Origin of the sequence: Reyranella sp., from assembly GCF_030651995.1 — a bacterium.
GTDB lineage: Bacteria > Pseudomonadota > Alphaproteobacteria > Reyranellales > Reyranellaceae > Reyranella.
In genome coordinates this window covers 24951-51679 of the sequence record NZ_JAUSBN010000059.1, presented here as the reverse complement: position 1 = coordinate 51679, position 26729 = coordinate 24951, and the positions used below count along the sequence as shown (strand labels likewise).

Sequence of the window (26729 nt, the reverse complement as noted above, 5' to 3'; positions counted from 1 at the left end):
TCAAGGACGCTCTGGTGCGCGAAGGCGTGCCGGCGACCGCGATCGCGGTGGTGGGCCGTGGCGAGCAGGGTCTGCTGGTGCAGACCGGCCCGAACGTCCGCGAGCCGCAGAACCGCCGCGTCGAAATCGTCATCCAGTAAGACGATCCGAAGCACTGACTTCAGGAACGGCCGGGGGCAACCCCGGCCGTTTCCATTTTCAGTTACGTGCTTTTCAGGTTGGCGACGCCGGGGCCGGCCTCTATATCCGGGCGCAGGAGAGTGAATTCATGTCGCAAGTGTTGATGCCCAAGGCGACCGCCGTCTGGCTGGTCGAGAACACGACCCTGACGTTCGATCAGATCTCGGCTTTCACCGGCCTGCATCCGCTCGAGATCCAGGCGATCGCCGACGGCGAAGTCGCAGGTGGCATGACGGGATACGACCCGACCACCAACGGCCAGCTGACCAAGGAAGAGATCAAGCGCGTCGAGGCCGACGCCAACGCGCGGTTGAAGCTGAGCCCGCGTGACGTGCCGATGCCGCAGGCCCGTTCCAAGGGCCCGCGCTACACGCCGGTCGCCAAGCGCCAGGATCGTCCCGACGCCATCGCCTGGTTGCTGAAGACGCACCCCGAGCTGCAGGACAGCCAGGTCGCCAAGCTGGTGGGCTCGACCAAGAGCACGGTGCAGTCGGTCAAGGATCGTTCGCATTGGAACATGCAGAACGTGCGTCCGCGCGATCCGGTGACGCTCGGCCTCTGCTCGCTGAAGGACCTGAACGACGCCGTCGACCGTGCGCGCCGCAAGGCCGCCCGCGAGGATGCCTCGCGCAAGAAGGAAGTGGCGAAGGCAGGGATGGTGGAGGAAGCCGCCGACGTCGATCCGGCCGAAGCCGACCAGCCCGACGTCGGCGAGCAGTAGATCGACCTAGACGGTCATCATCACCTTGCCGACATGGTCGGCGCGCTCCAGTTCGGCATGCGCGCCGGCGGCATTCTTGAGCGGGAAGGTCTTGAAGATGATCGGCTTGATCCTGCCGGCATCGAGCAGGGGCCAGACCTTCTCCTTCAGGCCGCAGGCCATGCGGCCCTTGCTCTCGATGCTTTGCGGACGCAGCGTCGAGCCGGTGAGGGTGAGGCGATTGACCATCAGGAAGCCGGCGCTGATCGTCGCCGTCGCGCCGCCCTGCACGGCGATCACGACGCAGCGTCCGTCGAGCTTCAGGAGCGAAAGGTTCTTCGGCAGGTACTCTCCGGCCACCATGTCGAGCACGACATCGACGCCGCCCGACAGCTTCTTGACCTCGGCCGCCCAGTCGTTGTCCTTGTAGAGGATGGCGTGGTCGGCCCCGAGCGCCTTCACCGCATCGGCCTTCTCCTGAGTTCGCACGGTGGTGAGCACCGTTGCACCAAACGACTTGGCGAGCTGGATCGCGGTCGTGCCGATTCCGCTCGCGCCGCCATGGATCAGCACGGTCTCGCCGGCCTTGAGCTGGCCGCGCTCGAAGAGGTTGTGCCAGACGGTGAAGTAGTTCTCGGGCAGCGCCGCGGCGTGCAGCAGGTCGAAGCCCTTCGGCGGCGGCAGGCACTGCGGTGCGGGCACGGTACAGTATTCGGCATAGGAGCCGCCCGGTGTCAGCGCGCAGATCTCGTCGCCGACGGTCCAGCCGCTGACCCCGTCGCCCAACTCGGCGACGGTGCCGGCGGCTTCGAGGCCCGGCAGGTCGGAGGCGCCCGGCGGAGGCGCGTAGTTGCCCATGCGCTGGGCGATGTCGGGCCGATTTACCGCCGTGGCCGCGACCTTGATCAGGATTTCGCCGGCCTTTGGCCGGGGCACCGGCCGCGTCGCAGGTACCAGGACTTCCGGGCCGCCATACTTGGTGATTTCGATGCAGGTCATCATGGCGGGCAGGGCACTCATGGTCGGCCTTTCGAAGCGGGTGGAGCGGTGCTAGTCCTGCCTTAGCCGCTTCCGTGGAGACGCGCCATGGCCTTCGATCTCGACGATCTCGACCCCCGACAGAAGAAGACACAACCGAAGAATCTCGACGTCATGAACGTCGAGGACCTGAAGGAATACGTCGTCGCGCTCAAGGCCGAGCTCGAGCGTGTCGAAGCGAAGATCAAGGCGAAGCAGAACCATGCCGCGACAGCGGCCTCGCTGTTCAAGAAATAGTGGCGGCAATATCGCCCGCTGAGAGGGAGACGACGTGGTCGAAGCCAAGTTCCTGAGGCCCGATACGCTGGCGCTGCATGCCGGCCAGCATCCGGATCCCGCGACCGGCGCGCGCGCCGTGCCGATCTACCAGACGACGTCGTTCGTGTTTCGCGACGTTGACCACGCGGCCAGCCTGTTCAACCTGGAAGTCGGGGGCCACATCTACAGCCGCATCTCCAACCCGACCGTTTCGGTGTTCGAGGAGCGGGTCGCGGCACTGGAAGAGGGCTCGGGCGCGCTCGCCGTGTCGAGCGGCCAGGCCGCGCTGCACATCGCCATCGCGACGCTCATGGGCGCGGGCAGTCACATCGTCGCCTCGACTTCGCTCTATGGCGGCACGCGCAACATGCTGGCGTTGACGATGCCGCGCTTCGGCATCGAGACTACCTTCGTCCATCCGCGCGACCATGAGGGTTTCCGCAAGGCCATCCGGCCCGAGACGCGGCTGGTTCTGGGCGAGACGATCGGCAATCCGGGCGGCGAGGTGCTCGACATCCCGGCCATCGCTGCGATCGCCCACGAGGCGAAGATCCCGCTGATGATCGACAATACCTTCGCCTCGCCTATCCTGTGCAAGCCGCTGACCCTGGGCGCGGACATCGTCTTCCATTCGGCGACCAAGTTCATCGGCGGCCACGGCGTGGCGATCGGCGGGGTCATCGTCGATTCCGGCCGCTTCGACTGGGAAGGCTCGGGCAAATTCCCCACGCTCACCGAACCCTATGCGGGTTATCACGGCATCGACTTCGCCGAGGAATTCGGCCCGCATGCCTTCGTCATGCGCGCCCGCAGCGAGGGCGTGCGCGACTTCGGCTGCTGCCTGTCGCCGCAGAACGCCTTCTATCTGATCCAGGGCCTCGAGACGCTGCCGCTGAGGGTTGCGCGTCACGGGGAGAATGCCCGCACGGTGATGGCGTTCCTGAAGGCCAATCCTGCGGTCGAGCGCATCGCCTCGCCCGACATGCCCGACCATCCCGACCACGCGCTGTCGCAAAAGCTGCTGCCAAAGGGCACGGGCTCGATCTTCAGCTTCGACATCAAGGGCGGACGTGAGGCCGGCCGGCGATTCATCGAACGGCTGAAGCTCTTCTCGCATCTGGCCAACGTGGGCGATGCCAAGTCGCTGGTGATTCACCCCGCCTCGACGACGCACGCCCAGCTCGACGCGGCGGCGCTCGCGCAGGCAGGCATCGGCGAGGGCATGATCCGTCTCTCGGTTGGCCTCGAGGATGCCGAGGACCTGATCGACGATCTCGGACCGGCGCTGCGCGCCTCGCAGAAGGGCTGACCATGAAGCTCACCGTCGATGGCCGGACTGTCTTCGCGACGACCGGCGGCACCGAATTCGATACCACCAGGCCCGCGATCGTCTTCCTCCACGGCGCCGGTTTCGACCGCACCGCCTGGCGCCTGCAGACGCGCTGGTTTGCCCATCATGGCCGCGCCGTCCTGGCGGTCGACTTCCCGGCGCATGGCTGGTCCGATGGCCCGGCACTCGACAGCATTCCGGCGATGGCCGACTGGACGGCGCGCGTGATCGAGGCGGCGGGGCTGAAAGAGGCGGCTCTCGTCGGCCACTCGATGGGCGCGCTGGTCGCCCTCGACTGCGCGGCACGCCATGCCGACAAGGTGCGGGCGCTCGGCCTGTGCGGCATCGCCTCGGAGATGCCGGTGCATCCCGAGATGCTGGACTCGGCTAAGGCCAACACGACGAAGGTGCAGGACCTCATGACCTTCTGGGGCATGGGCACTGCGCTGCACAAGGGCGGCATGGTCTCGCCCGGCCTGTGGCTGCGGCGTGAGTCGCTTGCCGTGCTGGCGGGCAACAGACCGGACGTGATCCACACCGATCTCGCGGCCTGCAACGCCTACAAGGACGCGCCGGCCCGGGCGGCCGCCGTGAAGTGCCCGACCGTGTTCGTGCTGGGCGACGGCGATCTCATGACGCCCGCTGCCAAGGCCAGGTCGCTGGTCGCCGCCATCGCCGGGTCGACGGCCGTGACCATTCCCAATTGCGGGCACTTCATGATGGTGGAGCGGCCCGACGAGACGCTGGAAGCGTTGAAGGCCCGTGTCTGAGCGCGTCGCCCTCGTCACCGGTTCGACCTCCGGCATCGGCGCTGCCATTGCGCGCCGTCTGGCGCACGATGGCTACACCGTGGCGCTTCATTCGCGCAGCTCCGCCGAGGTCGGAAGGGCGATGGCCGGCGAGTTGCCGCGTGCGAGCTACCACCAGGCCGATCTCGGCGATGAGACGGCCGCGCGCGGCCTCGTCGCGTCGGTACTGGAGGCGCATGGCCGGCTCGACGTACTGGTCAACAATGCCGGCCTCTCGATCCGGATCCCGCACACGGACCTCAAGGCCGCGACGCCGGCTCTGTGGCGACAGATGCTCGACGTCAACCTGATTGCGCCCTTCGTGATCACCGCTGAAGCCGAGCCTGCATTGCGGCAGTCCGCGTCGACCGGTCGAGCGGCCAGCATCGTCAACATCGGCACGCATGCCGGTTCGCGGCCCAAGGGCTCGTCGATCCCCTATGCCGCGTCGAAGGCGGCGCTGCATCATGTGACCAAGCTGCTGGCGCTGTCGCTGGGGCCGGACATCCGCGTCAACGCCGTGGCGCCGGGCCTGGTCGAGACGCCGATGACGGCGAACTGGCCCGACATGCTGGAAACCTGGAAGACCAGGTCGCCGATGAAGCGACCTGCGAAACCGGAGGACATCGCCGATCTGGTGGCCGCCCTCTGCGCCAACGACTACGTTACCGGAGAGATCGTCATCGCCGACGGTGGGTTGAACCTCACCTAGCCAGACACGGAGGAAACAACAATGAACGTCCAGACGCTGCCGCCGGGCTACAAGACCGCCCCATGGACGCCGCCGGAAACCATCACCGCCGCCATGCTGGCCGAAGCCAGCAACAAGCTGATCGAGCTGCTGCGCATCCGCACCCAGCCGATCGGCATGCGTCTGTTCGAGGACCCGGCCGAGATGGACAAGATCAAGGGCGTGCGCAAGCCGACCGAGGGCTTCAAGTTCACCATGTGCCAGATGGTGACGCAGTCGCGCTGGTACGGCTTCACCCTGGGCATCACCGTCGACAATACGCGCGGCGGCAATTGCGGCGGCGTCGTCGGCCTCAACCATCCCGGCGAGGGCTTCCTCTCGGGCGACCACATGAACGGCGTGTGGTTCGGCAACAAGGAAGCTTCGGCCGCCCACCAGGCGCAGATGCCCCGGGTGCCGGATGGCAAGTACAACGGCCTCGTCGTGTCGCCGCTGCGCTCGGCGCGTCTCGATCCGCCGGATATCTGCCTGTTCTACGGCACGCCCGGCCAGATGATCTATTTCATCAACGGGCTGCAGTATCACCGCTACCGCCGCTACGACTTCACGGTGACGGGCGAGAGCGCTTGCGCCGATTCGTGGGGCCGGGCGCTGGCCACGCGCCAGACCTCGCTGTCGCTGCCCTGCTTCGCCGAGCGGCGCTATGGCGGCGTGGCCGACGACGAGCTGCTGATGGCCTGCCCGCCGGACGAGCTGCTGCGCGCGGTCGAGGGCATGGGGCATCTCGGCAAGAACGGCTTGCGCTATCCGTTCCCGCCCTATGGCGCGGTGATGGATCCGGCCCTGGGCATGGCCAAGAGCTACAGCTGAGATGCTCTACGTCGTGGCCTGGCCGGTGCTCGGCGAGGCCGACGACACGGCGCTGCGCCGGTTGCGGGCGCAGTATCACTCGGGCGAGGCCGCGCTGATCGGCCCGCACTTCACCCTCGTGTTCGGCGCCGCGGACGATCGCGAAGCCGAATTGCGGGCGGCGTTCGAGAGCGTCACACGGCGACCCTTCTGGTTCCAGATCGACCGCATCGTTCGATCCGACCTGTACCTCTATGCCGAACCGTCGGACGGTGCGGCCGAGCTGTCGGCGCTTTACGACGTCCTGAATCCAGATCCCGGCAACCCGCCGTTCGAGCCGCATATCACGCTCGGGCGGTTCGGGAGCGCTGCCGAGGCGGAGCAGGTGGCGCGCATCGTCGGGCGGCAGAACCTGCCCATGACCGGACGGATCGAGGAGCTGTCGCTCCTGCGGCGAACGGGCGACACGCTCGAGACGTTGGCGAGCGTGCGCCTCGGCGCATGAAGATCCTTCGCCGGATCCTGCTCGCGCTCCTGGCCGGCCTGGTGCTGCTGCTCTTCTTCGGACGCCCGATGGTCTGGGCGGAAGCCACGCTGGTGATGTGGGACATCGCGGCGGGGGGTGCGCCGACCTGGTTGCAGGACGTGACCGCGCCGCCCGGCGAACAGCCGATGCGCTGGGACGGCGGGGAGGGCGATCTCTATCTGCCGGCCAGTCAGGCACGCGCCGCGATGGTCCTCGTGCCGGGTGCCGCTGCGCTGGGACGTGACGAGCCGCGGCTGCAGGCCTTTGCCCGCAGCCTCGCACGGGTGGGCTTTGCCGTGCTGGTGCCGGAGCTGCCGGAAGTGCGCCAGCTCGTCCTGTCCCGCGCCGACGGCGACCGGGTGGCCGATGCCCTGCGCCAGCTGAACAGGCGCCTGCCCGATCTGCCGCTGGGCGTCGCTGCCATTTCGTACGCCGCCGCGCCCGCCATCATTGCCGCGATCGAGGATGATCTTGCTCCGCGTATCGCCTTTGTCGTCGCCATCGGCGGCTACCGCGACGCCTACACGACCATCCGCTTCGTCACCACGGGCGCCTTCCGGCCGAGAGGCGACAGCCGGGAGTTCCGGGTCGAGCCGAACGCCTACGGCCGCTGGGCCATCCTGCGCGCCAATGCCGGCCGGCTCGACGATCCGGCGGACGCCCGCCTGCTGGAACAGATCGCGCTACACCGCTTCCGCGACCGCGACGCCGACATAGCGCGAGAGGCCGCGATGCTGGGACCGCAGGGGCGCGCGGTGCTGGCCCTGGTCGACAATCGCGATCCCGATGCCGTCAATCGCCTGATCGAGGCACTCCCCGAAAGCGTGCGTCGCGAGATCGACGGTCTCAATCTCGCCTTCCATGATCTGTCGAAGTTGCGCGGCCGTCTCATCCTGGTGCATGGCCGCACCGATCCCATGGTGCCCTACAGCGAGAGCCAGGACCTCGCCGTGGCGGCGTCGAAGGCACGTGTGTCGCTGTTCCTGATCGACGATATCGGCCATGTCGAATTCACGGCGGTGAACGCAGCCAATGCCTGGAAGATGTGGCAGGCGATCGTCGCGCTCCTGGAGGAACGGCGATAGGGCATGGAAAACAATGGTCGACGACAAAGAACCCGTCGTCTCGACTGGAGCGCCGCAGGCGCGAAGCGGAGAGACCTTTTTCCACCAAAAGCCGGCTATTCGCAGAGAGAAGGTCTCTCCGCTTCGCCTCGCTGCGCGAGGCTTCGGTCGAGACGACGGATTTGAATTGAACGTGAGGTTCCGATTCGATCAGCGCCAGAGCGGCGGCAGGGGCGGCAGGCGGACGTTGCCGGGGCGCGCCGCAATGCCGAACTTCGCCAGTGCTTCGCGGACCTCTCGGGGCATGCCCACCCCGGGCGCCGAAGCAACGCCCGACAGCTTGAACAGCTGGTCGATCATCCTCTGCCAGCGGTCGCCCTCGTCGGGATAGCGGCGGATCTCGACCTTGCGGCCCTCGCCGATGCCCGCCTTCGCCTTGGCGATGTTGAGGGCGAGCTGCAGGCCGCCCAGTTCGTCCACCAGGCCGGCCTGCTTCGCGTCGGTGCCGCTGAAGACACGGCCGCGGGCGGCGGCGTCGATGCGGTTGGCGTCGAGGTTGCGGGATTCGGCGACCTCGGTCGTGAAGGCCGCGTAGATGACGTCGAGTTCCCGGTTGACCGCGGCGCGCTGGGCCGGCGTCGGCGGCTGGAAGGTCGAGTGCATGCCGGCGTTTCGGCCGACCGAGACGCGCTCGACGTTGACGCCGAGCGAGGTCAGCAGCTCCTGGGCCATGGGCCAGATGCTGAAGACGCCGATCGAGGCGGTGATGGTCGTCGGCTGGGCGACGATCACGTCACCGCGCACGGCGGCCAGATAGCCACCGGAGGCCGCCACGTCACCCATCGAGACGATGACGGGCTTGCCGGCGGCGCGCGCCCGGCCGACCGCGTCGGCAATGGCGTCGGCGGCGGGGTAGGTGCCCCCGGGCGAGTCGATGCGCAGGACGATGGCGCGCACGTCCTTGGCCTGCGCGGCGTTCTCCAGCGCCTCGACCACGTCCTCGGCGTTGGCCATCGCGTCGGCCTCCAGAGGACCGCCTTTGCCACTGCCCGACGTGATGGCGCCGCTCACCCGCACGAGGGCGATGACCTCGCCGTGCTGCTCGGGACGCGTCTCGTCCCCGGCATATTCCGCCAGGGTCACCAGATCGCGCTTGCCGTTGGCGCGCTGGTAGACGTCCTCGAGCGCGTCCGCGCGATAGCCGATCTTGTCGACGAGGCCATCCCGCCGGGCCTGCTCGGACTCGTGCGGCGCCGTGTCGATCAGGCGGCGAAGCTGCGAGGGTTCGATCTTGCGGTCGCGCGCCACGTCGCTCACGAACTGACCGAACAGGCTGTCGATCAACTGCTGCAGGTTCTCGCGGGCGGGACGCGTGTAGCTGGTTTCGAGGAATGTGTCGGGAGCACTCTTGTACTCGTAGCGCCGGCCGCCTTCGACCTTGACGCCGAGCTTGTCGAGGCCTCCCTTGATGAACGGTGTCTCGACGGCGATGCCGGTGACGCCGAAGCCGCCGCTCGGCTGCAGCCAGATCTGCTCCAGCGCGGCGGCCAGATAGTAATCGGCCACATGGTCGCCGCCGCTGCCGAGGGACTCCGCGAATCCCACCGCGAACTTGCCCTTGCCGCGGAAGTGGGCGATCGCCTGGCGCAGCTCCTGGACGCGGGCCATGCCGCCATTCTCGTCGCCGATCTCGACATACAGGCCGACGACGCGCGGGTCGTCGGCCGCCTGCCACAGGAGCTGCACGGTCTCGACGATGTCGCGCGAACTGCCGAACAGACCGCCGCTCAGCAGACCGGTCGACGTCGTTTCCGGTGGCAGTGAACGCAGGTCCAGCGACAATACCATCTGCTGCGGCAGCGGCTTGGGCGAGAAAGGCCCCGAGGCGAAGTAGGCCACGCCGGCGACGACCGCGAGCAGGACGAGGGTGCCGATGGTCGCAAGAAAGCCGACGATGAAACGCCGCATGCGAGAGTTTCCCTCTGATGACTGAATGCTGACTAGGAGCGGACGAGATTCGGCCGGAACGCCTTCACGGCGTCAAGCATTGCCATGGCATTTGAGTCGAGCCCGTTGTCGCGAACCACGACGGCCCCGGGTACGCCGCGGATCGGGCGCAGGCTGTCATCGACATTGAACTGGGAAAGGCGCAGGTCCGCTGCGAGGAAGGCATGCGGTTCGACGCCGATCTGCAGTTGGGCGCGCATCCCGAGGCGGCGCAGCCGCACCCACTCGATGTCGTCCCATGAGATACGGGCGTTGCGACCGAAACCCAGCGCTATGCCCTCGTGGTCGATCACGACCTGCGGCGTGCGATCCAGATAGCGACTGACGCCGACAAAGATGTAGTAGGCCATGATCATCGCCAGAAGCGAGAACATCACGAAGCGCGGGTCTTGCAGCGACAGGGTGGGCGCGTTGTCCGAATTGCCCGATGCGAAATGCGCGATGGCCGAGCCGATCATCAGCAGCGCGACGGCCGCCATCGCGAGATTGTGGAGGGTGCCGTAGCGCACCTGCAGGGCTTGCCGGGCGGCCACCGACGCCGCGCTAGCCACACTGCGCGCGGTGGCGCAGCAGATGGTCCGCCAGGACGCAGGCCATCATGGCCTCGGCGACCGGGGTCCCGCGGATGCCGACGCAGGGATCGTGGCGGCCCTTGGTGCGCAGTTCGATCTCGCGGCCGTTGCGGTCGACACTGCGGACCGGCGTCAGGATCGAGCTGGTCGGCTTGACCGCGAGGCGGCAGACGATGTCCTGGCCGGTCGAGATGCCGCCCAGGATGCCGCCGGCATGGTTGCTGAGGAAGCCGGGCCGGCCGTCGAGCATGCGCATCTCGTCGGCATTCTCCTCTCCGCTCATCGCGGCCGAGGCGAAACCGTCGCCGATCTCCACGCCCTTCACGGCGTTGATGCTCATGAGAGCCTTGGCGAGGTCGGCATCGAGCTTGTCGTAGACCGGGTCGCCCAGGCCTACGGGCACGCCCGAAGCCACGACCTCGATCACTGCGCCGCACGAACTGCCGCGCTTGCGCACGTCGTCGAGATAGCCTTCCCAGTTCTGCGCCGCCTGACGGTCGGGGCACCAGAAGGGATTGTCGCCGGTGGCGTCCCAGTCCCAGTTGGCGCGGTCGATCTTCTGCGTGCCGATCTGGACCACGGCGCCGCGGATGGTGACGCCATCACCCAGGATCTTGCGCGCGATCGCCCCGGCGGCGACACGCACCGCGGTCTCGCGCGCCGACTGGCGGCCGCCGCCGCGATAGTCGCGCACGCCGTATTTCATTTGATAGGTGTAGTCGGCGTGGCTCGGCCGGAACTGGTCTTTGATCTCACCGTAGTCGCGGCTGCGCTGGTCGACATTGTCGATGTGCAGCCCGATCGGCGTGCCGGTCGTGACACCCTCGAACACGCCGGACAGGATTTTCACCGTGTCCGGCTCCTGCCGCTGGGTGACGAAGCGCGACTGGCCGGGACGGCGCTTGTCCATCCACACCTGGATATCGGCTTCGGTGAGGGGGATGCGCGGCGGAGCCCCGTCGACCACGCAGCCGATCGCAGGCCCGTGGCTTTCGCCCCAGCTGGTGAACCGGAAGAGGGTACCGAAACTGCTGCCGGCCATGGCCTGCCGGCCTCCGCTCTACTCGCCTTCGAAGTTGCCGAGCAATTCGGCGATCTGCTTCGCGGACGAGGTATTGATCATGCCGACGACGTGGTAGCCGGCATCGACGTGCATCACTTCACCGGTCACGCCGGTGCCGAGATCGGACAGGAGATAGAGGCCGGCATTGCCGACCTCTTCCGTCGTGACGTTGCGCTTCAGCGGCGAATTGAGCTCGTTCCACTTCAGTATATAGCGGCCGTCGTTGATGCCGGCGAAGGCCAGCGTCTTGATCGGGCCGGCCGAAATGGCGTTGACGCGAATCTTCTGCTCGCCCAGGTCCGCCGCCAGGTAGCGAACGCTGGCCTCGAGCGCGGCCTTGGCGACGCCCATGACGTTGTAGTGCGGGATCACCCGCTCGGCGCCGTAGTAGGTGAGGGTGAGCAGGCTGCCGCCATCCTTCATCAGCGGCACGGCGCGCTGCGCCACGGCGGTGAAGGAGTAGACGCTCACGTTCATCGTGAGGGTGAAATTGTCGGCCGAGGTGTCGAGGTAGCGGCCACGCAGTTCGTCCTTGTTGGAGAAGGCGATGGCGTGGACCACGAAGTCCAGCTTGCCCCATTCCTTCTCCAGCTTGGCGAAGACCGCGTCGATGCTGGCGGGGTTGGTGACGTCGCACGGCTCTATGATCTTGGCGCCGATCGAGTTGGCCAGCGGCCGCACACGCTTTTCCAGGGCTTCGCCCTGGAAAGTGAAGGCCACCTCGGCCCCCTGGTCGTGGCAGGCCTTGGCGATCCCCCAAGCGATCGAGCGTTCGTTGGCGACGCCCATTACGAGGCCTTTTTTACCGGCCATCAGTTGTGCAGCTGCGATCATGCCTCGTTCTAGCTGGGGAACGGTATTGGGACAAGATGCCGGTGGTGGAACGCGCCGGCCCCCCTCATATTGTGGTGATGATCAGGGAAACTACCGACCCGCTGGAGCTTTTTGCCGCCTGGTACGGCGAAGCCGCCACTTCCGAGCCCAACGACCCCTCGGCCATGGCCCTCGCCACGGTCGGTCCGGACGGCACGCCCGCCGTACGCATGGTTCTGTTGAAGGACTATGACGCCGAGGGGTTCGTGTTTTACACAAACTATGAAAGCCGGAAGGGCAACCAGCTTCTGGCCCACCCGAAGGCGGCCCTGCTTTTCCACTGGAAGTCGCTGCGCCGCCAGGTTCGCCTCGAGGGGCCTGTCACCCAGACGACCGCTGCCGAGGCCGACGCCTATTTCGCGAGCCGGGCGCGGGGGAGCCAGGTCGGCGCCTGGGCCTCGGAGCAGTCTCGGCCGCTCGAGAGCCGGTTCGCGCTGGAGAAGCGGGTGGCGGAATATGCCGCCAAGCACGTGATCGGGACGGTGCCGCGGCCGCCGCACTGGTCGGGCTTCCGTCTGCAGCCGAATCTGATCGAATTCTGGCAGGACGGCGCCTTCCGCCTGCACGATCGGCTGGAGTATCGACGCAGCGCGCCCAGCGAACCCTGGACCACGAGAACGCTTTATCCCTGAGGGCGTGATGGCGATGGAGCCCCAACGGCTGATGCGGCTGGCGACCGTCGCTTCGATGTCGACGGCGCTCATCCTGATCGTCGCCAAGTTCGCGGCGTGGCGGCTCACCGATTCGGTGAGCATGCTGTCCTCGCTGGTCGACACGTCGCTCGATCTCGTCAGCTCGATGGTGACCTTCTTCGCGGTACGCCAGGCCCTCGTGCCGGCCGATGACAACCATCGCTTCGGTCATGGCAAGGCCGAGGGGCTGGCGGGCCTCATCCAGGCCGGTTTCATCGCCGCCTCGGGGTGCGCGCTCATGGTCGCGATCGTCGAGCGGCTGGGCAATCCCAAGCAGGTCCGCGAAGAGGAGATCGGCCTGATCGTCAGCGTGCTGGCGGTCGGATTGACGCTGTGCCTGATCGCGTTCCAGAAGTACGTCGTGCGGCGCAGCGGGTCGCTCGCCATCAATGCCGACATGGCGCACTACAGCACCGATCTGGTGGCGACGCTGGTCACCGGCGCCGGTGTCTTCCTGTCGGGCCTGCTGGACCAGCCGCTGATCGACAGCGGCGTTGCAGGCCTGGTGGCGCTCTACCTGATGCATGGTGGCTGGAAGGTGGGTCGGGAGTCGCTGGACGTTCTGATGGACCACGAGTTGCCGGCCGAGGACGGCAGGAAGATCGAGGCGATCGCACGGGCGCATCCCGGTGTGAAGGACGTTCACGATCTGAAGACTCGGTCGAGCGGGCTCACCAGGTTCATCCAGCTCCATATCGAGGTCGAACGCGACCTCTCGGTCGTTCTGGGCCACGCGATCGGCCTCGAAGTCCAGGCCGAGATCGCCAAAGCCTTTCCCGGCGCGGAGATCATCCTGCACGTCGACCCGGCGCCCGCCCCATGAGCGCGCGGCCTTCCTTCATCGTCGAAGATCAGTCCGAGACGATCGCCTTCCTCGAGGCCGAGCTGACGCCGGAGCGCCGGATCGACACGCACGGCGCCGTCGTCTTCCTGTGCCGCGAGCGCGCCTACAAGCTGAAGCGGGCCGTGAAGTTCCCGTATATGGACTTTTCAACCGAGGGCCGGCGCGCGGCGATGTGCGCCGCCGAGATCGATGTGAACCGGCGATCGGCGCCCGAGATCTATCTGGGTGTCGCGCCCGTCCTCAGGCGCGACGGAAGGCTGGCGCTGGGCGAGGTTGGCGAGACGTCCGAACACGCGGTGGATTGGCTGGTCGTGATGCGGCGCTTCGACGAAGAGGGGCTGCTGGACCGCATGGCAGCGCGCGGCGCGCTGACGCCGAGTCTCATGGCCGCCCTCGGCGCGCGCGTGGCGCAGTTCCATGACGGGCTGCCCGCCATCGCCTCGGGCTTCTGTTCGCCTGACGATTACCGCCATTCGGTAGCGGCCGATGTCCGCCAGATGCGCGAGGCGGGGGACCGCCTCGATCCGCCGACCAGCGAGGCGCTGGCCGAGGCGATGCCGCGCTCGCTTGAGCCGTTCGCCGATCTGGTGGCGCGCCGCGTCGCGGCCGGCGCGATCCGGCGCTGTCATGGCGATCTGCACCTGCGCAACATCGTGACCTTGAACGGCCAGCCGGTGCCGTTCGACGCCATCGAATTCTCAGACAAGATCGCCAACATCGACATGCTCTACGATCTCGCCTTTGCGCTGATGGACCTCGCACGGCAGGGGCTGGGCGCCCTGGCCAACCGCCTTCTGAACGAGTGGCTGTGGCGGGTCGGCGAGGTCGAGGGCGCCTCGCACGAGGAGGCGCTGGCGCTTCTGCCGATGTTTCTCGCCCGCCGCGCCGCGATCCGCGCCTATGTCGATTCGGCGGTCACGGCGGTGAGTGGCGCCGACAACGCGCCGGCGCGTGCCTACCAGAAGGCGGCGCTGGCCTTCCTGCAGCCCGCGCCGCCGCGCTTGGTCGCGATCGGCGGCCTGTCGGGCAGCGGCAAGACCACGCTGGCGCTCAAGATGGCACCCGAGATCGGCCGAGCCCCCGGCGCCGTCGTCGTGCGGACCGATGTCGAGCGCAAGCGACGGGCGGGCGTCGCGCTGGACGAGCGCATGCCGGTGGGCAGCTATTCGCCGGAGGCTTCGGCCAGGACCTACGCAGCCTCCATGGCGCGCGCCGAGCGGGTCCTGCGGGCGGGGCACAGCGTCGTGCTCGATGCCGTCTTCGCCCGCCCCGACGAACGCGCCGCGGCCGAGGCGCTGGCGCGAACGGTGGGCGTGCCGTTCCAGGGGATCTGGCTCGACGTCCCGAAGGACGTGGCGCAACAGCGCGTGACGGACCGGAAGGGCGACGCTTCCGACGCCACGGCGTCCGTGGTCGAGCGCCAGTTCGGCTACGATCTCGGCAGCATCGGCTGGGAGCGTCGCTGAACTCGCTCTTGACCGGCCCGTCATGAGTGAGTAATCACTCAATTTATGAGAGAAGTGCCGCTTATCGATGCGCGGGATGGCGTCGCCGCCGGTCACGTGCGGCAGCGTGAGGCGGCGGCACTGGCGGTTCGCGACGCCTGTCTCGGCTGGCTCCCGCTGGGCGGACTGCTGGCTCGCATCGCCGATCCGATCGTACGCGCCTGGATGAAACGGGCAGGGACGAGCTACGCCGCCGAAATCGACACCGTCGCCCGCACCCTGAAGAAGCCGGGCATCTGGCTCCTGCACGGCGCCTACCTCTTCGGCTGCACCGCGCTGGCGGACGACACCGCACAGGGGCCGCGTCTCCGCCGTACGCTCGACTGGCCGTTTCCCGGTCTCGGCCGCCTCGTCGAGGTGAGACGCCAGAGCGGATCGGCCGGCGAGTTCCTGAACGTCACCTGGCCGGGCTTCATCGGCGTGCTGACCGCGGTGGCGCCGGGGCGTTTCGCCGCCTCGATCAACCAGGCGCCGATGCGCCGCCGTTGGCGCAGTCCGATGTTGCTGTGGCTCGACTATGCGCTGAACGCGCTCGATGGCCTTCGCAGTAGCGGGCGCCTGCCGCCCGAACATCTGTTGCGCCACGTCTTCGAGACCTGCACGAGCTTCAACGACGCGCGCCATCTGCTCCAGGCCATGCCGGTCGCACGACCCGTCCTCTTCCTGCTCGTCGGCACGCGGCCGGGCGAGCGGATCGCGATCGAGCGCGAGGAGACGAGCGCGCGGACCTATCGCGACGACACGGTCCTCGCCAACGACTGGCGCGAACGCCATCCGAACTGGCGGCCCCGGGCCTGCGGCGAGGGCGCGCCGGTCGAGAACAACATCCGCCGCCGCGGCGCGCTCGCCGCCTGGGAGGGACGCGATTCAAACGAATTCGACTGGGTGACGGCCCCCGTGCTCAACGCCTGCACCCGCCTGTCGGTCGAGATGTGTCCCGCGAGCGGCCGCCTCGTCGTCGCGGGCTGGGAAGCCGATGGAACGGGGAGCGCTGCCCGCGCCACTGCGGTTTCGGCGTTCTGATCGGTTCGACACGCCTCAACGGAGCGCGCCACTCCCGTGGCGCTCAGGCTTCGTCGATCAGCAAGCCATGAGCGCCACGGGAGTGGCGCGCTCTATAGGATCTAAGCCCGCTTCTTCGCCGTGGCGCTGCGGGGCAGGAGCCGAGCGAGGTATTGGCCGGTGTAACTCTCCGGCACCTTGACGATCGCCTCGGGCGGGCCCTCGGCGACCAGGCGGCCGCCGCCCGATCCGCCGTCGGGGCCCATGTCGAGGACCCAGTCGGCGGTCTTGATGACTTCGAGATTATGCTCGATCACCAGCACCGTATTGCCGGTCTCGACCAGGCGATGCAGCACTTCCAGCAGTTTGCGCACGTCCTCGAAATGCAGGCCGGTCGTCGGCTCGTCGAGGATGTAGAGCGTGCGGCCGGTGGCGCGCCGCGACAGTTCCTTGGCGAGTTTGACCCTCTGGGCCTCGCCGCCGGATAGCGTCGTCGCCTGCTGGCCGATATGGATGTAGCCCAGTCCGACCTGCTGCAACGTCAGCATCTTGTCGCGAATGACCGGCACCGCCTTGAAGAACTCGCAACCCTCGTCGACCGTCATGTCGAGCACGTCGGCGATCGACTTGCCGCGGAACACGATCTCAAGCGTCTCGCGGTTGTAGCGCTTGCCCTTGCAGACGTCGCACTCGACGTAGACGTCGGGCAGGAAGTGCATCTCGATCTTGATGACGCCGTCACCCTGGCAGGCCTCGCAGCGGCCGCCCTTCACGTTGAAGGAGAAGCGTCCGGGCTTGTAGCCGCGCTCGGTCGATTCCGGGAGCTGCGAGAACCAGTCGCGGATCGGCGAGAAGGCGCCGGTATAGGTCGCCGGGTTCGAGCGCGGTGTGCGGCCGATCGGCGACTGGTCGATGTCGACGATCTTGTCGAGATGGTTGACGCCCTCGAGCGCGGCGTGCGCGCCGGCATGTTCGCGCGCATTGTTCAGCCGCTTGGCCAGCGCCTTGTAGAGCGTCTCGACGATCAGGGTGCTCTTGCCGCTGCCCGACACGCCGGTGACGCAGGTGAAGGTGCCGAGCGGGATGCTGGCCGTCACGTTCTGGAGATTGTTCTCCCTGGCGCCCTTAAGGGTCAGCCAGCGTCCGTTCTTGGGCGGCGGCTCGCGCCGCATCTTGGGAATCGGGACCTGGCGGAAGCCGGAGAGATACTGGCCGGTGAGGCTTGCGCTGTTGCCCATCACCTCCTCGGGCGTACCCTGGGCCACCACGTGACCGCCCAGTGCGCCGGCGCCGGGGCCCATGTCGACCAGATAGTCGGCCGAGCGGATGGCATCCTCGTCATGCTCGACCACCAGCACCGTGTTGCCGAGGTCGCGCAGGCGCGTCAGCGTCTTCAGGAGGCGGTCATTGTCGCGCTGGTGCAGGCCGATCGACGGCTCGTCGAGCACGTACAATACGCCCGTCAGCCCGGAGCCGATCTGGGAGGCGAGGCGAATGCGCTGGCTCTCGCCGCCCGACAGCGTGCCCGACGTGCGATTGAGGGTCAGGTAGGACAGGCCGACATTGTCGAGGAAGCCCAGACGCTCGTTGATCTCCTTCAGGATGCGGGCCGCGATCTCGCGCTGCTTGGCCGTGAGCTTGGGATCGAGCGCCAGGAACCACTTCACCGCCTCGCCGATCGAGAACTCGGTGGTCTGGCTGATGTTGAGGCCGGCGATCTTTACCGCCAGCGCCTCCGGCTTGAGGCGGGCGCCGTTGCAGACCTCGCACTTGCTCTCGTGCTGGAAGCGCTCCAACTCCTCGCGCACCCAGGAGGAATCGGTCTCCTTCCAGCGGCGATCGAGATTGGGGATCACGCCCTCGAACGGCTTGGTCGTCTGGTACTGGCGGATGCCGTCGTCGTAGCGCATGGCGACCGACTCGCTGCCGCTGCCGTAGAGGATCGTGTCGCGCACCTTCTTCGGGAGGTCGCGCCACGGCACGGAGGTCTTCAACTTGAAGTGCTTCGCGATGCTCTCGAGCGTCTGCATGTAATACTGGCCCGACGAATCGGCCCACGGCGCGACCGCACCCTCGGAGAGCGAGAGCCGGTCGTCCGGCACCACCATCTCGGGATCGAAGAACATTTTTACGCCCAAGCCATCGCAGGCCGGGCAGGCGCCTTGCGGCGCATTGAACGAGAAGAGGCGCGGCTCGATCTCCTCGATGGTGAAGCCCGAGACCGGGCAGGCGAATCGCGCGGAGAAGACCGTGCGCTCGCCATTGTCGGCGTTCTCGGCGATGGCCAAACCCTCGGCCAGAGTGAGCGCGGTCTCGAGAGAGTCGGCGAGGCGGTTGCCGAGGTCGGGCTTCACGACGATGCGGTCCACGACCACGTCGATGTCGTGCTTGAACTTCTTGTCGAGCGCCGGCGCCTCGGCGATCTCATAGAGCTTGCCGTCGATCTTGACCCTCTGGAAGCCCTTGCGCTGAAGTTCCTGCAGTTCCTTCCGGTACTCGCCCTTTCGGCCGCGCACGATCGGGGCCATCAGGTAGAGGCGCGTGCCCTCCGGCATCGTCTTGATGCGGTCGACCATCTGGGAAACGGTCTGGCTCTCGATCGGCAGTCCCGTCGCCGGCGAGTAGGGCACGCCGACGCGCGCGAACAACAGGCGCAGATAGTCGTAGATCTCGGTGACGGTGCCGACCGTCGAGCGCGGATTGCGCGAGGTCGTCTTCTGTTCGATGGAAATCGCAGGCGAGAGGCCCTCGATCGAATCGACGTCCGGCTTCTGCATCAGCTCGAGGAACTGGCGGGCATAGGCCGAAAGGCTCTCGACGTAGCGGCGCTGTCCTTCGGCGTAGATCGTGTCGAAGGCGAGCGACGACTTGCCCGAGCCGGAGAGGCCGGTGATCACCACCAGCCTGTCGCGCGGCAGGTCGACGTCGACGTTCTTGAGATTGTGCTCGCGTGCCCCCCGTACGGAGATGAAGCGATGCGGCTCGGCAGCGGGTAAGCGGGACTTTGCCATCAGGACCGGAACAATAGGGTAAGCGCGGGATCAGCGCATATGGCGATTATCCCCCGACTCCACCAGTGCTCTGCGTCACGCTGGCGATGCTTGCGCTGCCAGCACCCGCGCGGTCGGACGGTCGTTCATCAGAAGCTGCGCGGTGCCCGCGATCAGCCCGATCAGGACGCCGATCTTCCAGGCGAGGTCGTAGGAGCCCATCAGGTCGAACAGATAGCCGCCGCCCCAGGCGCCGAGGAAGGACCCGGCCTGGTGGCTGAGGAAGGCGATGCCCGTCAGGGTCGACAGGAAGCGCAGGCCGAAGATCTGCACCACCAGCCCGTTGACCAGCGGGATGACCCCCAGCCAGAGCGTGCCCATCGCGGCGCCGAACAGCACGACGGAGAGCGGCGTCGGCGAGAACAGAAAGAAAAGCGCCACCGTCAGCGAACGCAGCAGGTAGATGGCGCCCAGCAGCAGGCGCTTGGGGTATTTGTCACCCAGCCAACCGAACAGCCACGAGCTCAGGATGTTGAAGCCGCCGATCAGCATCAGCGCGACGGCACTATAGGACGGATCCATGCCGCACTGGGCGAGATAGGTCGGCAGGTGGGTGGTGATGAAGACCAGCTGCAGGCCGCAGACGAAGAAGGCCAGCGCCATCACGACATAGCCGGTGTGGCGCCGCGCTTCGTCGAGCGCGCCGATCAGGGTGAGGTTGCGGTCGGTCGAAAGCGTGTTGGGCAGCTTGTCGGCGCGGCTGCCGATCCAGGCGGCCGGCAGCATGGCGAGCGCCAGGATCACGAAGGCCCAGACGGCGGCCCGCCAGCCGTCGCTGTTCAGAAGGTAGGCCGCGATGGGGGCCGTCACCATGGTGCCGACGGAGCCGGCGGCCGAGACGATGCCGAAGGCCAGCGTCCGGCGGCCCGGTTCGACAACGCGGGCCGCGATGTTGGCGGTGATGCCCGAGGTCGTGCAGGCCAGCGCCACGCCGATCAGTACGCCGGCGCCCAGGATGATGGGCAGGACGCCCTGTGCCGTGGCGGTCAGCCAGATGCCGAGGATGAACAGGGCGCTGCCGATCATCGCGACCCAGCGCGTCCCATACTTGTCGGCGAAGATGCCGGCGATCGGCTGGCTCACGCCCCAGGCGACCTGCTGGACGGAGATCGCCAGCGCGAAGTCCGAGATCGCGATTCCGAGTTCCTTGGAGGCCGGTGCCTGGAAGAGACCGAGATTCTGACGGATGCCCATGGCGAGGGTCATCATCAGCGCCGCCCCGCCCAGCATGGCGTAGGCCTGACCGGTCGAAACCTGGGGAACGTGGAAGGATTTGCTCATGGCCGGGGAAGATACGGGAGAGATTGGGGCGGCAACCAATGAATTGTCGGAGGGCGCCCATGAGCAGACCTAACTTCACAACCGTAATTTGGTGGCTGCCCACAGGCGGCCGGGGCTAGTTTGCCGCCCGTGAGGTAGGTGCCGCGTCCCGCGGCGCCGGGAAAGCCAAGGAGGCCCCCATGGCGGGCAGCGTCAATAAAGTCATTCTGGTCGGAAATCTCGGCCGCGACCCCGAAGTGAAATCCATGCAGGACGGCCGTTCGCTGGTGAACATGTCGGTCGCGACGTCGGAGACCTGGCGCGACCGCAATAGCGGCGAGCGCAAGGAACGGACCGAGTGGCACCGTGTCGTGATCTTCAACGACAAGCTGGCCGAAGTGGCGCAGAAATTCCTGAAGAAGGGCGCCAAGGTCTATCTCGAAGGCCAGCTCACGACCCGCAAGTGGACCGACCAGAGCGGCCAGGAGCGCTATACGACCGAGGTGGTCATTCCGCGTTTCGGCGGCACGCTCACCATGCTCGACGGCCGCAGTGGCGGCGGTGAGGGCGGCGGCGGTGGCGGCGGCATGGACGAGGATTTCGGCGGCGGCGGCATGTCCGGTGGCGGCGGGATGTCGAGCGGCGGTGGCGGTGGCGGTGGCCGCGCGGCACCGCGTGGCAAGGCCGAGCTCGACGACGACATTCCCTTCTAGGCCATGCGGACGCTCGTCCTGGGTGGGACGGGCGTCTTTGGCGGCCGGTTGTGCCGCCTGCTGGCGAACGATCCGCTTATCGATCTCACGATCGGCGCGCGCGATCGGGCCAGGGTCGAGGCGCTGGCTGCCGAATTGGGGGTGGCCGGCCTGGTGCTCGATTGGCGACGCGACCTCGATCGCCTGCTCGCCTCGCGGCGGTTCGACGTTCTCGTCCATGTCGCGGGGCCGTTTCAGGGCCAGGACTATTCGGTGGCGGAAGCCTGCATCCGTCACGGCGTCCACTATCTCGACCTTTCTGACGATCGGGCCTTCGTCTGCGGCATCGACCGCCTGGACGCGGCGGCCAAGGCAGCGGGCGTGCTCGTTTGCTCGGGCGCCAGCACGGCGCCGGCGCTGACGGGGGCTGTGCTGGAACAAGCCCTGGACGAGGGCGTGGCCGTCGACCGCGTGTCTTTCGCGATCGTGCCGGGCAATGATGCGCCACGCGGTCGCGCCTTGATCGAGGCCATCCTGGCAGGCGCCGGCAAGCCCATTCCGGATCAGCCGGGCCGGCATGTCTGGGGCAGCCTTCGCCGCTTTGCCGTGCCCGGACTGGGCCGCCGCTGGGCGGCTTCCTGCGACTTGCCCGAGGCAGCCTTGTTTCGCCAGCGTTTTGGCGTGGCGGAGACCTATGCCGGCGCCGGGCTGGAGCTCTCCGTCCTGCATTTCGGACTTGGGCTGTTGGCCGTGCCGGTCCGGCTGGGGGTGCTTCGCTCGCTCAAGCCGGCAGCGATGCCGCTGGCCTGGATCGCCGACCGGCTGCGCGCCTTCGGCACCGACAAAGGCGGGCTGCGCATCGATTTTGAGGGCGCGGGTGGCGCGCGCACCTGGTCTCTGGTGGCCGAAGGCGGGGACGGTCCTTTCGTGCCCGCGACGCCGGCAGCCGCGCTGGTTCGCAAGCTGGCGCGAGGCGAAGTGTCCCGGCGCGGCGCCCTGCCCTGCATCGGCCTTCTGTCCCTGGCCGAGATCGAGGCCGAATGGGTGCGGGCGTCTCTGCGCATCGCGTCGGGATGGGGCGATGACGGGGCGTCGTTCCGGCCTTCGCTCTATCGCCGCGTCCTGGGCCGTGCCTACGGCGCCATGTCCGAAGCCGGGCAAAGGCTTCATGACGGAGGGGGCGGCACATGGAGCGGCCGATGCTCGGTCGAGGGCCCGGTCAACCTTGCCGGGCGGCTCGTGGCCCGACTGTTCGCCCTGCCGCCCGCGGCGGCAGATGCCCCCATCGAAGTCGACTTCGTCGCGCGGGGCGGACGCGAGACCTGGATCCGGCGGGTCGGCAGCCGCACCATGCGTTCCGAACAGTATATCGGGTCGCGCCGGCCCCTGGGGAGCATCGTCGAGCGGTTCGGGCCCTTCGCCTTCGATCTCGCGGTGCCGGTGAAGGACGGTCGACTCGAACTGGTGATGGCGGGGATGCGCTTTGGGGGCATGCCACTGCCGCGCTTCTGCTGGCCCCTCGTCAAGGCGGTCGAGACCGGGGATGAGGAGGGGCGTTTCCGGTTCGATGTCGAAATCGGCCTGCCGTGGATCAGCCGGCTGGCGCGCTATCGCGGCTTCCTCACAGATCGATGAAGCGTTCCCGCGTCTGCGGCGATGGCACCAGGCAGGATTCGAGCCGGCCGAACCAGCGGATCCGGTTGCGCGCAACGACGTCGTAGATTGGGTCCCGCAGGATCTTCGGGACCAGGATCAGCGGGTAAAGCCAGCGCGCCGGGCCCCGCAGATGGCGCAGCGCCCGCAGCGCGGCGGTCGAGCGCGCATAGATATTGCCCTCCTCGAGCAGCAGGATCGTGCGGTCCAGCGTGTCGTCGGGCAGGTCGAGGGCAAGCAGGACACGCCTGCCGAGGGCCGACTGCGCGCTGGCGAACTTGAGATGCCCGTCGGGGTCGCGCTCGAGGCAGAAGGCGACGAAGCGGCTGCACAGGACGCACTGGCCGTCGAAGAAGTAGAGCGGCTGCGGCAGGTCTGCCAGGGCCGCCCGGACCTTCACGCAGGAAAGCCCAGGGCCCGCAGTTCGGCCACCGTCTCGTCCGCCGAGCGGTGATGGATGCCGCTCATGCCGGTGGCTTGCGCTCCCTCGACGTTTGCCACCACGTCGTCGATGAACACCGCGTCCTGGGGGCGGAAACCGCCCGTGCGGCAGGTCAGCGCGAAGATCGCGGCATCGGGCTTCCAGCATCCGACATGCCCGGAGACAATGAAATCTCGGAAGCGGCCGATGAAGGGATGCCTCGCCTGGCCCGGTCCGCGCAGCCAGGCATCGAGGAAGCCGGGGGCGTTGGACAGCAGGTAGAGCGGCACGCCCCCGTCACCCAGGCGCTCGACCAGTTCGACCATCGGGGGAAAGGAGTGGTCGAGCATCTCGTCGAAGCGGTCGTAATAGGCCGCAATCAGCGCTTCCTTGCCCGGATGGAGCGCCTGCAGTTCGCGCGTGGCGGCTGCGGGATCGCCATCATAATCCTGCCGCATGTGCCATTCGCGCGTGGTCACGCTGGCCAGGAAGTGCTCCATCTCCGCTTCCTGCGGGATGAGTTTCCGGTAGAGGTGCCGCGGATTGTAGTCGATCAGCACGCCGCCCATGTCGAAGACCACGACCGAGGGACGGGGAGGGGTACTTTCTGGGGGCAAGTCACGGCCTTTTGGTGAGGCAATTTCGAGAGGAATTTAGCCAATAAAATCAATGCATTAAAGGGGGCTTTTTCAGGCGATTTTTGTTGGTCTGGAGGGGGTTGTTTGCTAGGTTGCGAGATACCCCCGCCGGAGTCTCCGGAAGGGCTGCAAGAACGAGAAAATTCCAGGTCTCCGTGAGCGACGATACGACCCTTCCGCCGGCGCCGCCGCCCCCCGACGCGCCTCCGCCACAGCCTTCGCCGCACGATATCGCCCCGATCACGATCGAAGAGGAGATGCGCCGCTCCTACCTCGATTACGCCATGAGCGTGATCGTGTCGCGCGCACTGCCCGATGCGCGCGACGGCCTGAAGCCCGTGCAGCGACGCATCCTCTACGCGATGAAGGAGGGCGGCTACGATTCGACGAGGCCCTTCCGCAAGTCGGCGCGCATCGTCGGCGACGTGATGGGCAAGTATCACCCGCACGGCGACAGCGCGATCTACGATGCCATGGTGCGCATGGCGCAGGACTTCTCGATGCGCCTGCCGCTGATCTCGGGGCAGGGCAATTTCGGCTCGATGGACGGCGATCCGCCCGCGGCGATGCGTTACACCGAGGCGCGGCTCGCCACGGTCGCCGAGACGCTGCTCGAGGACATCAACAAGGAAACCGTCGAGTTTCAGCCGAACTACGACGAGCGCGAGAGCGAGCCGACGGTGTTGCCGGCGGCCTATCCGAACCTGCTGGCCAACGGTGCCGGCGGAATTGCGGTGGGCATGGCGACCAACATCCCGCCGCACAATCTTGGCGAGTTGATCGATGCTTGCCTGGCGCTGATCGCCAATCCCGAGCTGACGGTGCCGCAGCTCATGGAACATGTGCCGGGCCCGGATTTTCCGACCGGCGGCCTCATCCTCGGCCGCAATGGCATCCGCGCCGCTTTCGAGCTCGGCCGTGGCTCGATGATGATGCGGGCCAAGACCAACATCGAGCAGAAATCCGGCGGCCGCGAGTCGATCGTCGTCACCGAGATTCCCTATCAGGAGAACAAGGCCCGGCTGCACGAGCGAATCGCCGAGGTTGTGCGCGACAAGAAGGTCGAAGGCATCTCCGAGATTCGCGACGAGAGCGACAGGGACGGCGTGCGGCTGGTCATCGACCTGAAGCGCGATGCCATGGCCGACGTCGTGCTCAACCAGCTCTATCGCTTCACGCCGTTGCAGACGAGCTTCAGCGTCAACGCCCTGGCGCTCGACGGTGGCCGCCCGAAGCTGATGAGCCTCAAGGAGCTGCTCGAGGCCTTCATTCGCTTCCGGGCCGAAGTGCTGACCCGGCGCACCCGCTTCGAGCTCAACCATGCGCGCGACCGCGCCCATGTGCTGGTCGGTCTCGCGATCGCCGTCGCCAACATCGACGAAGTGATCGAGATGATCCGCCGCTCGCCCGATCCGAACGTGGCGCGCGAGCGGTTGATGGCCAGGGACTGGCCGGCCGCCGACGTGAAGCCGCTGATCGACCTGATCGCCGAGCCCGGCCGCGAAGTGTCGGCCGAGGGAACCTACCGGCTCTCCGAGGTGCAGGCCCGGGCGATCCTGGAGTTGCGACTGCAGCGCCTGACCGGCCTGGAGCGCGACAAGATCTCCGAAGAATTGACCGAGGTCGCAAAGCTGATCGAGGGTTATCTCGAACTGCTGGGCGATCGCGACAAGCTGTTCGCGCTGATGGCCGAGGAGCTGCGCGAGATCAGGGAGAAGTACGCGACGCCGCGGCGCACCCAGATCGTCGACAATGAGTTCGAGCAGGATATCGAGGACCTGATCCAGCGCGAGGACATGGTCGTCACGGTGACCCATGGCGGCTACGTCAAGCGCGTGCCGGTGTCGGCCTATCGTGCCCAGCGCCGCGGCGGCAAGGGCCGCTCGGGCATGGCCACGCGCGAGGACGATTTCGTGTCGAGCCTGTTCGTGGCCAACACCCACACGCCCGTGCTTTTCTTCTCCAGCCGCGGCATCGTCTACAAGCTCAAGGTCTGGCGTCTGCCGCTCGGCGCGCCGCAGGCGCGCGGCAAGGCGTTCGTGAACCTGCTGCCGCTCGGCGAGGGCGAGACGATCAGCGCGGTCATGCCGATGCCGGAGGACGAGGCGAGCTGGTCGACGCTCAACGTGATGTTCGCGACGGCGCGCGGCGGCGTGCGCCGCAACGAGCTCAGCGACTTCACCAGCGTCAACCAGGGCGGCAAGATCGCCATGAAGTTCGAGGGCGAGGATGCGGGCGATCGCCTGATCGGGGTCGGCGTCTGTTCCGAGGAGCAGGACGTGCTGCTGGCGACTCGCCAGGGCCGGGCCATGCGTTTCCCGGTCTCGACCGTGCGTGTCTTCGCCAGCCGCAATTCGACCGGCGTGCGCGGCATCGCGCTGGCCGAGGGCGACGAGGTGATCTCGATGTCGCTGGTCGACGGCGGCAAGGGCATTCCGACCGAGGATCGCGACGCCTACCTGCGCCAGTCGCGCGCGCTGCGCCAGGCCGAGAACGCGACGGAAGCGGGCGAGGCGGTCACCGAGGAGGAAACTCTCGCGGGTGAGGAGGCGGCGGCGACGGCCACCACGCTTTCGCCAGAACGCTTCGCCGAACTGCAGGCCAAGGAGGAGTTCGTGCTCACCGTGGCCTCGTCGGGCTTCGGCAAGCGCACCTCGGCCTACGAGTACCGGGTGACCGGTCGCGGCGGCAAGGGCGTCGAACTCATGAGCCTCGCCAAGGGCGGCGAGATCGTCGCGGCGGTTCCCGTCAAGGATACGGACGAGATCATGCTGGTCACGGACGGCGGCACGCTGATCCGCTGTCCGGTGGAGGGAATTCGCATTGCGGGGCGGGCGACGCGCGGCGTACGCATCGTCAATGTGAGCGAGGGCGAACGCGTCGTCACGGCCGTGCGCATCGGCGAGGACGATGCCGGAAACGGCAGTGGCAATGGCGATGGCGGTTCCGAGCCAAGTTCCGAAACTAGCGGTGGATAAGGACCGGTCGTGTCGCTAAGACTTCGCGGTCGCAGTCGGCGCACAAGGGGGAGAC

General features: G+C 67.4%; 24 protein-coding genes. 15 read left to right on the top strand and 9 right to left on the bottom strand.

Going from position 1 to position 26729, the window contains the following annotated elements; all coding sequences use genetic code 11:
* Window positions 1-268 precede the first annotated feature (268 nt).
* Window positions 269-901, top strand: coding sequence for a DUF1013 domain-containing protein (locus Q7V45_RS18565; protein ID WP_304854707.1), 633 nt, complete (start codon window positions 269-271; stop codon window positions 899-901).
* A gap of 6 nt (window positions 902-907) precedes the next feature.
* Here Q7V45_RS18565 and Q7V45_RS18560 read toward each other — a convergent pair whose 3' ends face one another.
* Window positions 908-1900, bottom strand: coding sequence for an NAD(P)H-quinone oxidoreductase (locus Q7V45_RS18560; protein ID WP_304854705.1), 993 nt, complete (start codon window positions 1898-1900; stop codon window positions 908-910).
* 66 nt (window positions 1901-1966) lie between these two features.
* On the opposite strand from Q7V45_RS18560, the gene Q7V45_RS18555 reads away from it, so the two are divergent.
* The 7 genes from Q7V45_RS18555 (at window position 1967) to Q7V45_RS18525 (ending at window position 7445) form a co-directional block, all read left to right on the top strand.
* Window positions 1967-2155 carry a DUF1192 domain-containing protein gene (locus Q7V45_RS18555; RefSeq protein WP_304854704.1) on the top strand — a complete coding sequence of 63 codons (189 nt, stop codon included), beginning with the start codon at window positions 1967-1969 and terminating at the stop codon, window positions 2153-2155.
* Between the two features lie 34 nt (window positions 2156-2189).
* Complete coding sequence (locus Q7V45_RS18550) at window positions 2190-3485, top strand: O-acetylhomoserine aminocarboxypropyltransferase (protein WP_304854703.1); 1296 nt, start codon at window positions 2190-2192, stop codon at window positions 3483-3485.
* Window positions 3486-3487: 2 nt separating this feature from the next.
* Entirely contained in the window at window positions 3488-4276 is a 789-nt protein-coding gene (locus Q7V45_RS18545; protein WP_304854702.1) for an alpha/beta fold hydrolase, read from the top strand.
* Window positions 4269-5006, top strand: a complete 738-nt coding sequence (locus tag Q7V45_RS18540) for an SDR family NAD(P)-dependent oxidoreductase (protein WP_304854700.1) — start codon at window positions 4269-4271, stop codon at window positions 5004-5006. The genes Q7V45_RS18545 and Q7V45_RS18540 overlap by 8 nt, the downstream gene beginning before the upstream one ends.
* A gap of 93 nt (window positions 5007-5099) precedes the next feature.
* Complete coding sequence (locus Q7V45_RS18535) at window positions 5100-5855, top strand: DUF169 domain-containing protein (RefSeq protein WP_068194881.1); 756 nt, start codon at window positions 5100-5102, stop codon at window positions 5853-5855.
* 1 nt (window position 5856) lies between these two features.
* On the top strand, window positions 5857-6339 hold the full coding sequence (locus Q7V45_RS18530) for a 2'-5' RNA ligase family protein (RefSeq protein ID WP_304854697.1): 483 nt from the start codon (window positions 5857-5859) through the stop codon (window positions 6337-6339).
* The gene (locus Q7V45_RS18525) at window positions 6336-7445 is read left to right on the top strand and encodes a S9 family peptidase (protein ID WP_304854696.1); all 1110 of its coding nucleotides are present in this window, start codon (window positions 6336-6338) and stop codon (window positions 7443-7445) included. The genes Q7V45_RS18530 and Q7V45_RS18525 overlap by 4 nt, the downstream gene beginning before the upstream one ends.
* 189 nt (window positions 7446-7634) lie before the next feature.
* Here the strand turns inward: Q7V45_RS18525 and sppA are convergent, their stop codons facing one another.
* The 4 genes from sppA to fabI all read right to left on the bottom strand — a co-directional run bounded on the left by sppA (window position 7635) and on the right by fabI (window position 11900).
* The gene (gene sppA, locus Q7V45_RS18520; protein WP_304854694.1) at window positions 7635-9392 is read right to left on the bottom strand and encodes a signal peptide peptidase SppA; all 1758 of its coding nucleotides are present in this window, start codon (window positions 9390-9392) and stop codon (window positions 7635-7637) included.
* Between the two features lie 32 nt (window positions 9393-9424).
* Window positions 9425-9910, bottom strand: a complete 486-nt coding sequence (locus Q7V45_RS18515; RefSeq protein ID WP_304854692.1) for a hypothetical protein — start codon at window positions 9908-9910, stop codon at window positions 9425-9427.
* A gap of 64 nt (window positions 9911-9974) precedes the next feature.
* Window positions 9975-11045, bottom strand: a complete 1071-nt coding sequence (gene aroC, locus Q7V45_RS18510; RefSeq protein WP_304854691.1) for a chorismate synthase — start codon at window positions 11043-11045, stop codon at window positions 9975-9977.
* 18 nt (window positions 11046-11063) lie between these two features.
* Window positions 11064-11900, bottom strand: coding sequence for an enoyl-ACP reductase FabI (fabI, locus tag Q7V45_RS18505; protein ID WP_304854688.1), 837 nt, complete (start codon window positions 11898-11900; stop codon window positions 11064-11066).
* Window positions 11901-11977: 77 nt separating this feature from the next.
* Here fabI and pdxH point away from each other — a divergent pair, with 77 nt between their 5' ends.
* The 4 genes from pdxH to Q7V45_RS18485 are packed head-to-tail and all read left to right on the top strand — an operon-like array spanning window position 11978 to window position 16003.
* On the top strand, window positions 11978-12571 hold the full coding sequence (gene pdxH, locus Q7V45_RS18500; protein ID WP_304854687.1) for a pyridoxamine 5'-phosphate oxidase: 594 nt from the start codon (window positions 11978-11980) through the stop codon (window positions 12569-12571).
* A 7-nt stretch (window positions 12572-12578) separates the two neighbouring features.
* Window positions 12579-13454: a cation diffusion facilitator family transporter gene (locus tag Q7V45_RS18495; RefSeq protein ID WP_304854685.1), complete on the top strand. Its 876-nt coding sequence runs from the start codon at window positions 12579-12581 to the stop codon at window positions 13452-13454.
* Window positions 13451-14941, top strand: coding sequence for a bifunctional aminoglycoside phosphotransferase/ATP-binding protein (locus tag Q7V45_RS18490; protein ID WP_304854682.1), 1491 nt, complete (start codon window positions 13451-13453; stop codon window positions 14939-14941). The genes Q7V45_RS18495 and Q7V45_RS18490 overlap by 4 nt, the downstream gene beginning before the upstream one ends.
* A 54-nt stretch (window positions 14942-14995) precedes the next feature.
* On the top strand, window positions 14996-16003 hold the full coding sequence (locus Q7V45_RS18485; RefSeq protein WP_304854680.1) for a hypothetical protein: 1008 nt from the start codon (window positions 14996-14998) through the stop codon (window positions 16001-16003).
* A gap of 101 nt (window positions 16004-16104) precedes the next feature.
* On the opposite strand, the gene uvrA is transcribed toward Q7V45_RS18485, so the two are convergent.
* On the bottom strand, window positions 16105-18993 hold the full coding sequence (gene uvrA / locus Q7V45_RS18480; protein WP_304854678.1) for an excinuclease ABC subunit UvrA: 2889 nt from the start codon (window positions 18991-18993) through the stop codon (window positions 16105-16107).
* A gap of 75 nt (window positions 18994-19068) precedes the next feature.
* Window positions 19069-20313, bottom strand: coding sequence for an MFS transporter (locus Q7V45_RS18475; protein ID WP_304854675.1), 1245 nt, complete (start codon window positions 20311-20313; stop codon window positions 19069-19071).
* Between the two features lie 179 nt (window positions 20314-20492).
* On the opposite strand from Q7V45_RS18475, the gene ssb reads away from it, so the two are divergent.
* Together ssb and Q7V45_RS18465 are read left to right on the top strand one after the other, a co-directional pair.
* Window positions 20493-21005 (top strand): single-stranded DNA-binding protein, encoded by a 513-nt coding sequence (gene ssb, locus Q7V45_RS18470; RefSeq protein ID WP_304854673.1) that lies wholly within the window; start codon window positions 20493-20495, stop codon window positions 21003-21005.
* Between the two features lie 3 nt (window positions 21006-21008).
* Window positions 21009-22619 (top strand): SDR family oxidoreductase, encoded by a 1611-nt coding sequence (locus Q7V45_RS18465; RefSeq protein ID WP_304854670.1) that lies wholly within the window; start codon window positions 21009-21011, stop codon window positions 22617-22619.
* On the opposite strand, the gene Q7V45_RS18460 is transcribed toward Q7V45_RS18465, so the two are convergent.
* Together Q7V45_RS18460 and Q7V45_RS18455 are read right to left on the bottom strand one after the other, a co-directional pair.
* Entirely contained in the window at window positions 22606-23037 is a 432-nt protein-coding gene (locus Q7V45_RS18460; RefSeq protein ID WP_304854668.1) for a thiol-disulfide oxidoreductase DCC family protein, read from the bottom strand. The two genes, Q7V45_RS18465 and Q7V45_RS18460, sit on opposite strands and share 14 nt — an antisense overlap.
* The gene (locus Q7V45_RS18455) at window positions 23034-23675 is read right to left on the bottom strand and encodes an HAD family phosphatase (RefSeq protein WP_304854665.1); all 642 of its coding nucleotides are present in this window, start codon (window positions 23673-23675) and stop codon (window positions 23034-23036) included. Before Q7V45_RS18455 ends, Q7V45_RS18460 begins: the two co-directional genes overlap by 4 nt.
* Before the next feature lie 176 nt (window positions 23676-23851).
* Between Q7V45_RS18455 and gyrA the strand changes: the two genes are divergently transcribed.
* A complete protein-coding gene (gyrA, locus tag Q7V45_RS18450) occupies window positions 23852-26674 on the top strand; it encodes a DNA gyrase subunit A (RefSeq protein ID WP_370692625.1) in 2823 nt (940 codons plus the stop codon).
* The last annotated feature ends 55 nt before the right edge of the window (window positions 26675-26729 follow it).

Bases quoted from the DNA above. Each gene is read 5' to 3' on its own strand.
- Q7V45_RS18565 (WP_304854707.1), top strand. From the start codon at position 269: ATGTCGCAAGTGTTGATGCCCAAGGCGACCGCCGTCTGGCTGGTCGAG.
- Q7V45_RS18560 (WP_304854705.1), bottom strand. From the start codon at position 1,900: ATGAGTGCCCTGCCCGCCATGATGACCTGCATCGAAATCACCAAGTAT.
- Q7V45_RS18555 (WP_304854704.1), top strand. From the start codon at position 1,967: ATGGCCTTCGATCTCGACGATCTCGACCCCCGACAGAAGAAGACACAA.
- Q7V45_RS18545 (WP_304854702.1), top strand. From the start codon at position 3,488: ATGAAGCTCACCGTCGATGGCCGGACTGTCTTCGCGACGACCGGCGGC.
- Q7V45_RS18535 (WP_068194881.1), top strand. From the start codon at position 5,100: ATGCTGGCCGAAGCCAGCAACAAGCTGATCGAGCTGCTGCGCATCCGC.
- Q7V45_RS18530 (WP_304854697.1), top strand. From the start codon at position 5,857: ATGCTCTACGTCGTGGCCTGGCCGGTGCTCGGCGAGGCCGACGACACG.
- Q7V45_RS18525 (WP_304854696.1), top strand. From the start codon at position 6,336: ATGAAGATCCTTCGCCGGATCCTGCTCGCGCTCCTGGCCGGCCTGGTG.
- sppA (WP_304854694.1), bottom strand. From the start codon at position 9,392: ATGCGGCGTTTCATCGTCGGCTTTCTTGCGACCATCGGCACCCTCGTC.
- Q7V45_RS18515 (WP_304854692.1), bottom strand. From the start codon at position 9,910: ATGGCGGCCGTCGCGCTGCTGATGATCGGCTCGGCCATCGCGCATTTC.
- aroC (WP_304854691.1), bottom strand. From the start codon at position 11,045: ATGGCCGGCAGCAGTTTCGGTACCCTCTTCCGGTTCACCAGCTGGGGC.
- fabI (WP_304854688.1), bottom strand. From the start codon at position 11,900: ATGATCGCAGCTGCACAACTGATGGCCGGTAAAAAAGGCCTCGTAATG.
- pdxH (WP_304854687.1), top strand. From the start codon at position 11,978: ATGATCAGGGAAACTACCGACCCGCTGGAGCTTTTTGCCGCCTGGTAC.
- Q7V45_RS18495 (WP_304854685.1), top strand. From the start codon at position 12,579: ATGGCGATGGAGCCCCAACGGCTGATGCGGCTGGCGACCGTCGCTTCG.
- Q7V45_RS18490 (WP_304854682.1), top strand. From the start codon at position 13,451: ATGAGCGCGCGGCCTTCCTTCATCGTCGAAGATCAGTCCGAGACGATC.
- uvrA (WP_304854678.1), bottom strand. From the start codon at position 18,993: ATGGCAAAGTCCCGCTTACCCGCTGCCGAGCCGCATCGCTTCATCTCC.
- Q7V45_RS18475 (WP_304854675.1), bottom strand. From the start codon at position 20,313: ATGAGCAAATCCTTCCACGTTCCCCAGGTTTCGACCGGTCAGGCCTAC.
- ssb (WP_304854673.1), top strand. From the start codon at position 20,493: ATGGCGGGCAGCGTCAATAAAGTCATTCTGGTCGGAAATCTCGGCCGC.
- Q7V45_RS18465 (WP_304854670.1), top strand. From the start codon at position 21,009: ATGCGGACGCTCGTCCTGGGTGGGACGGGCGTCTTTGGCGGCCGGTTG.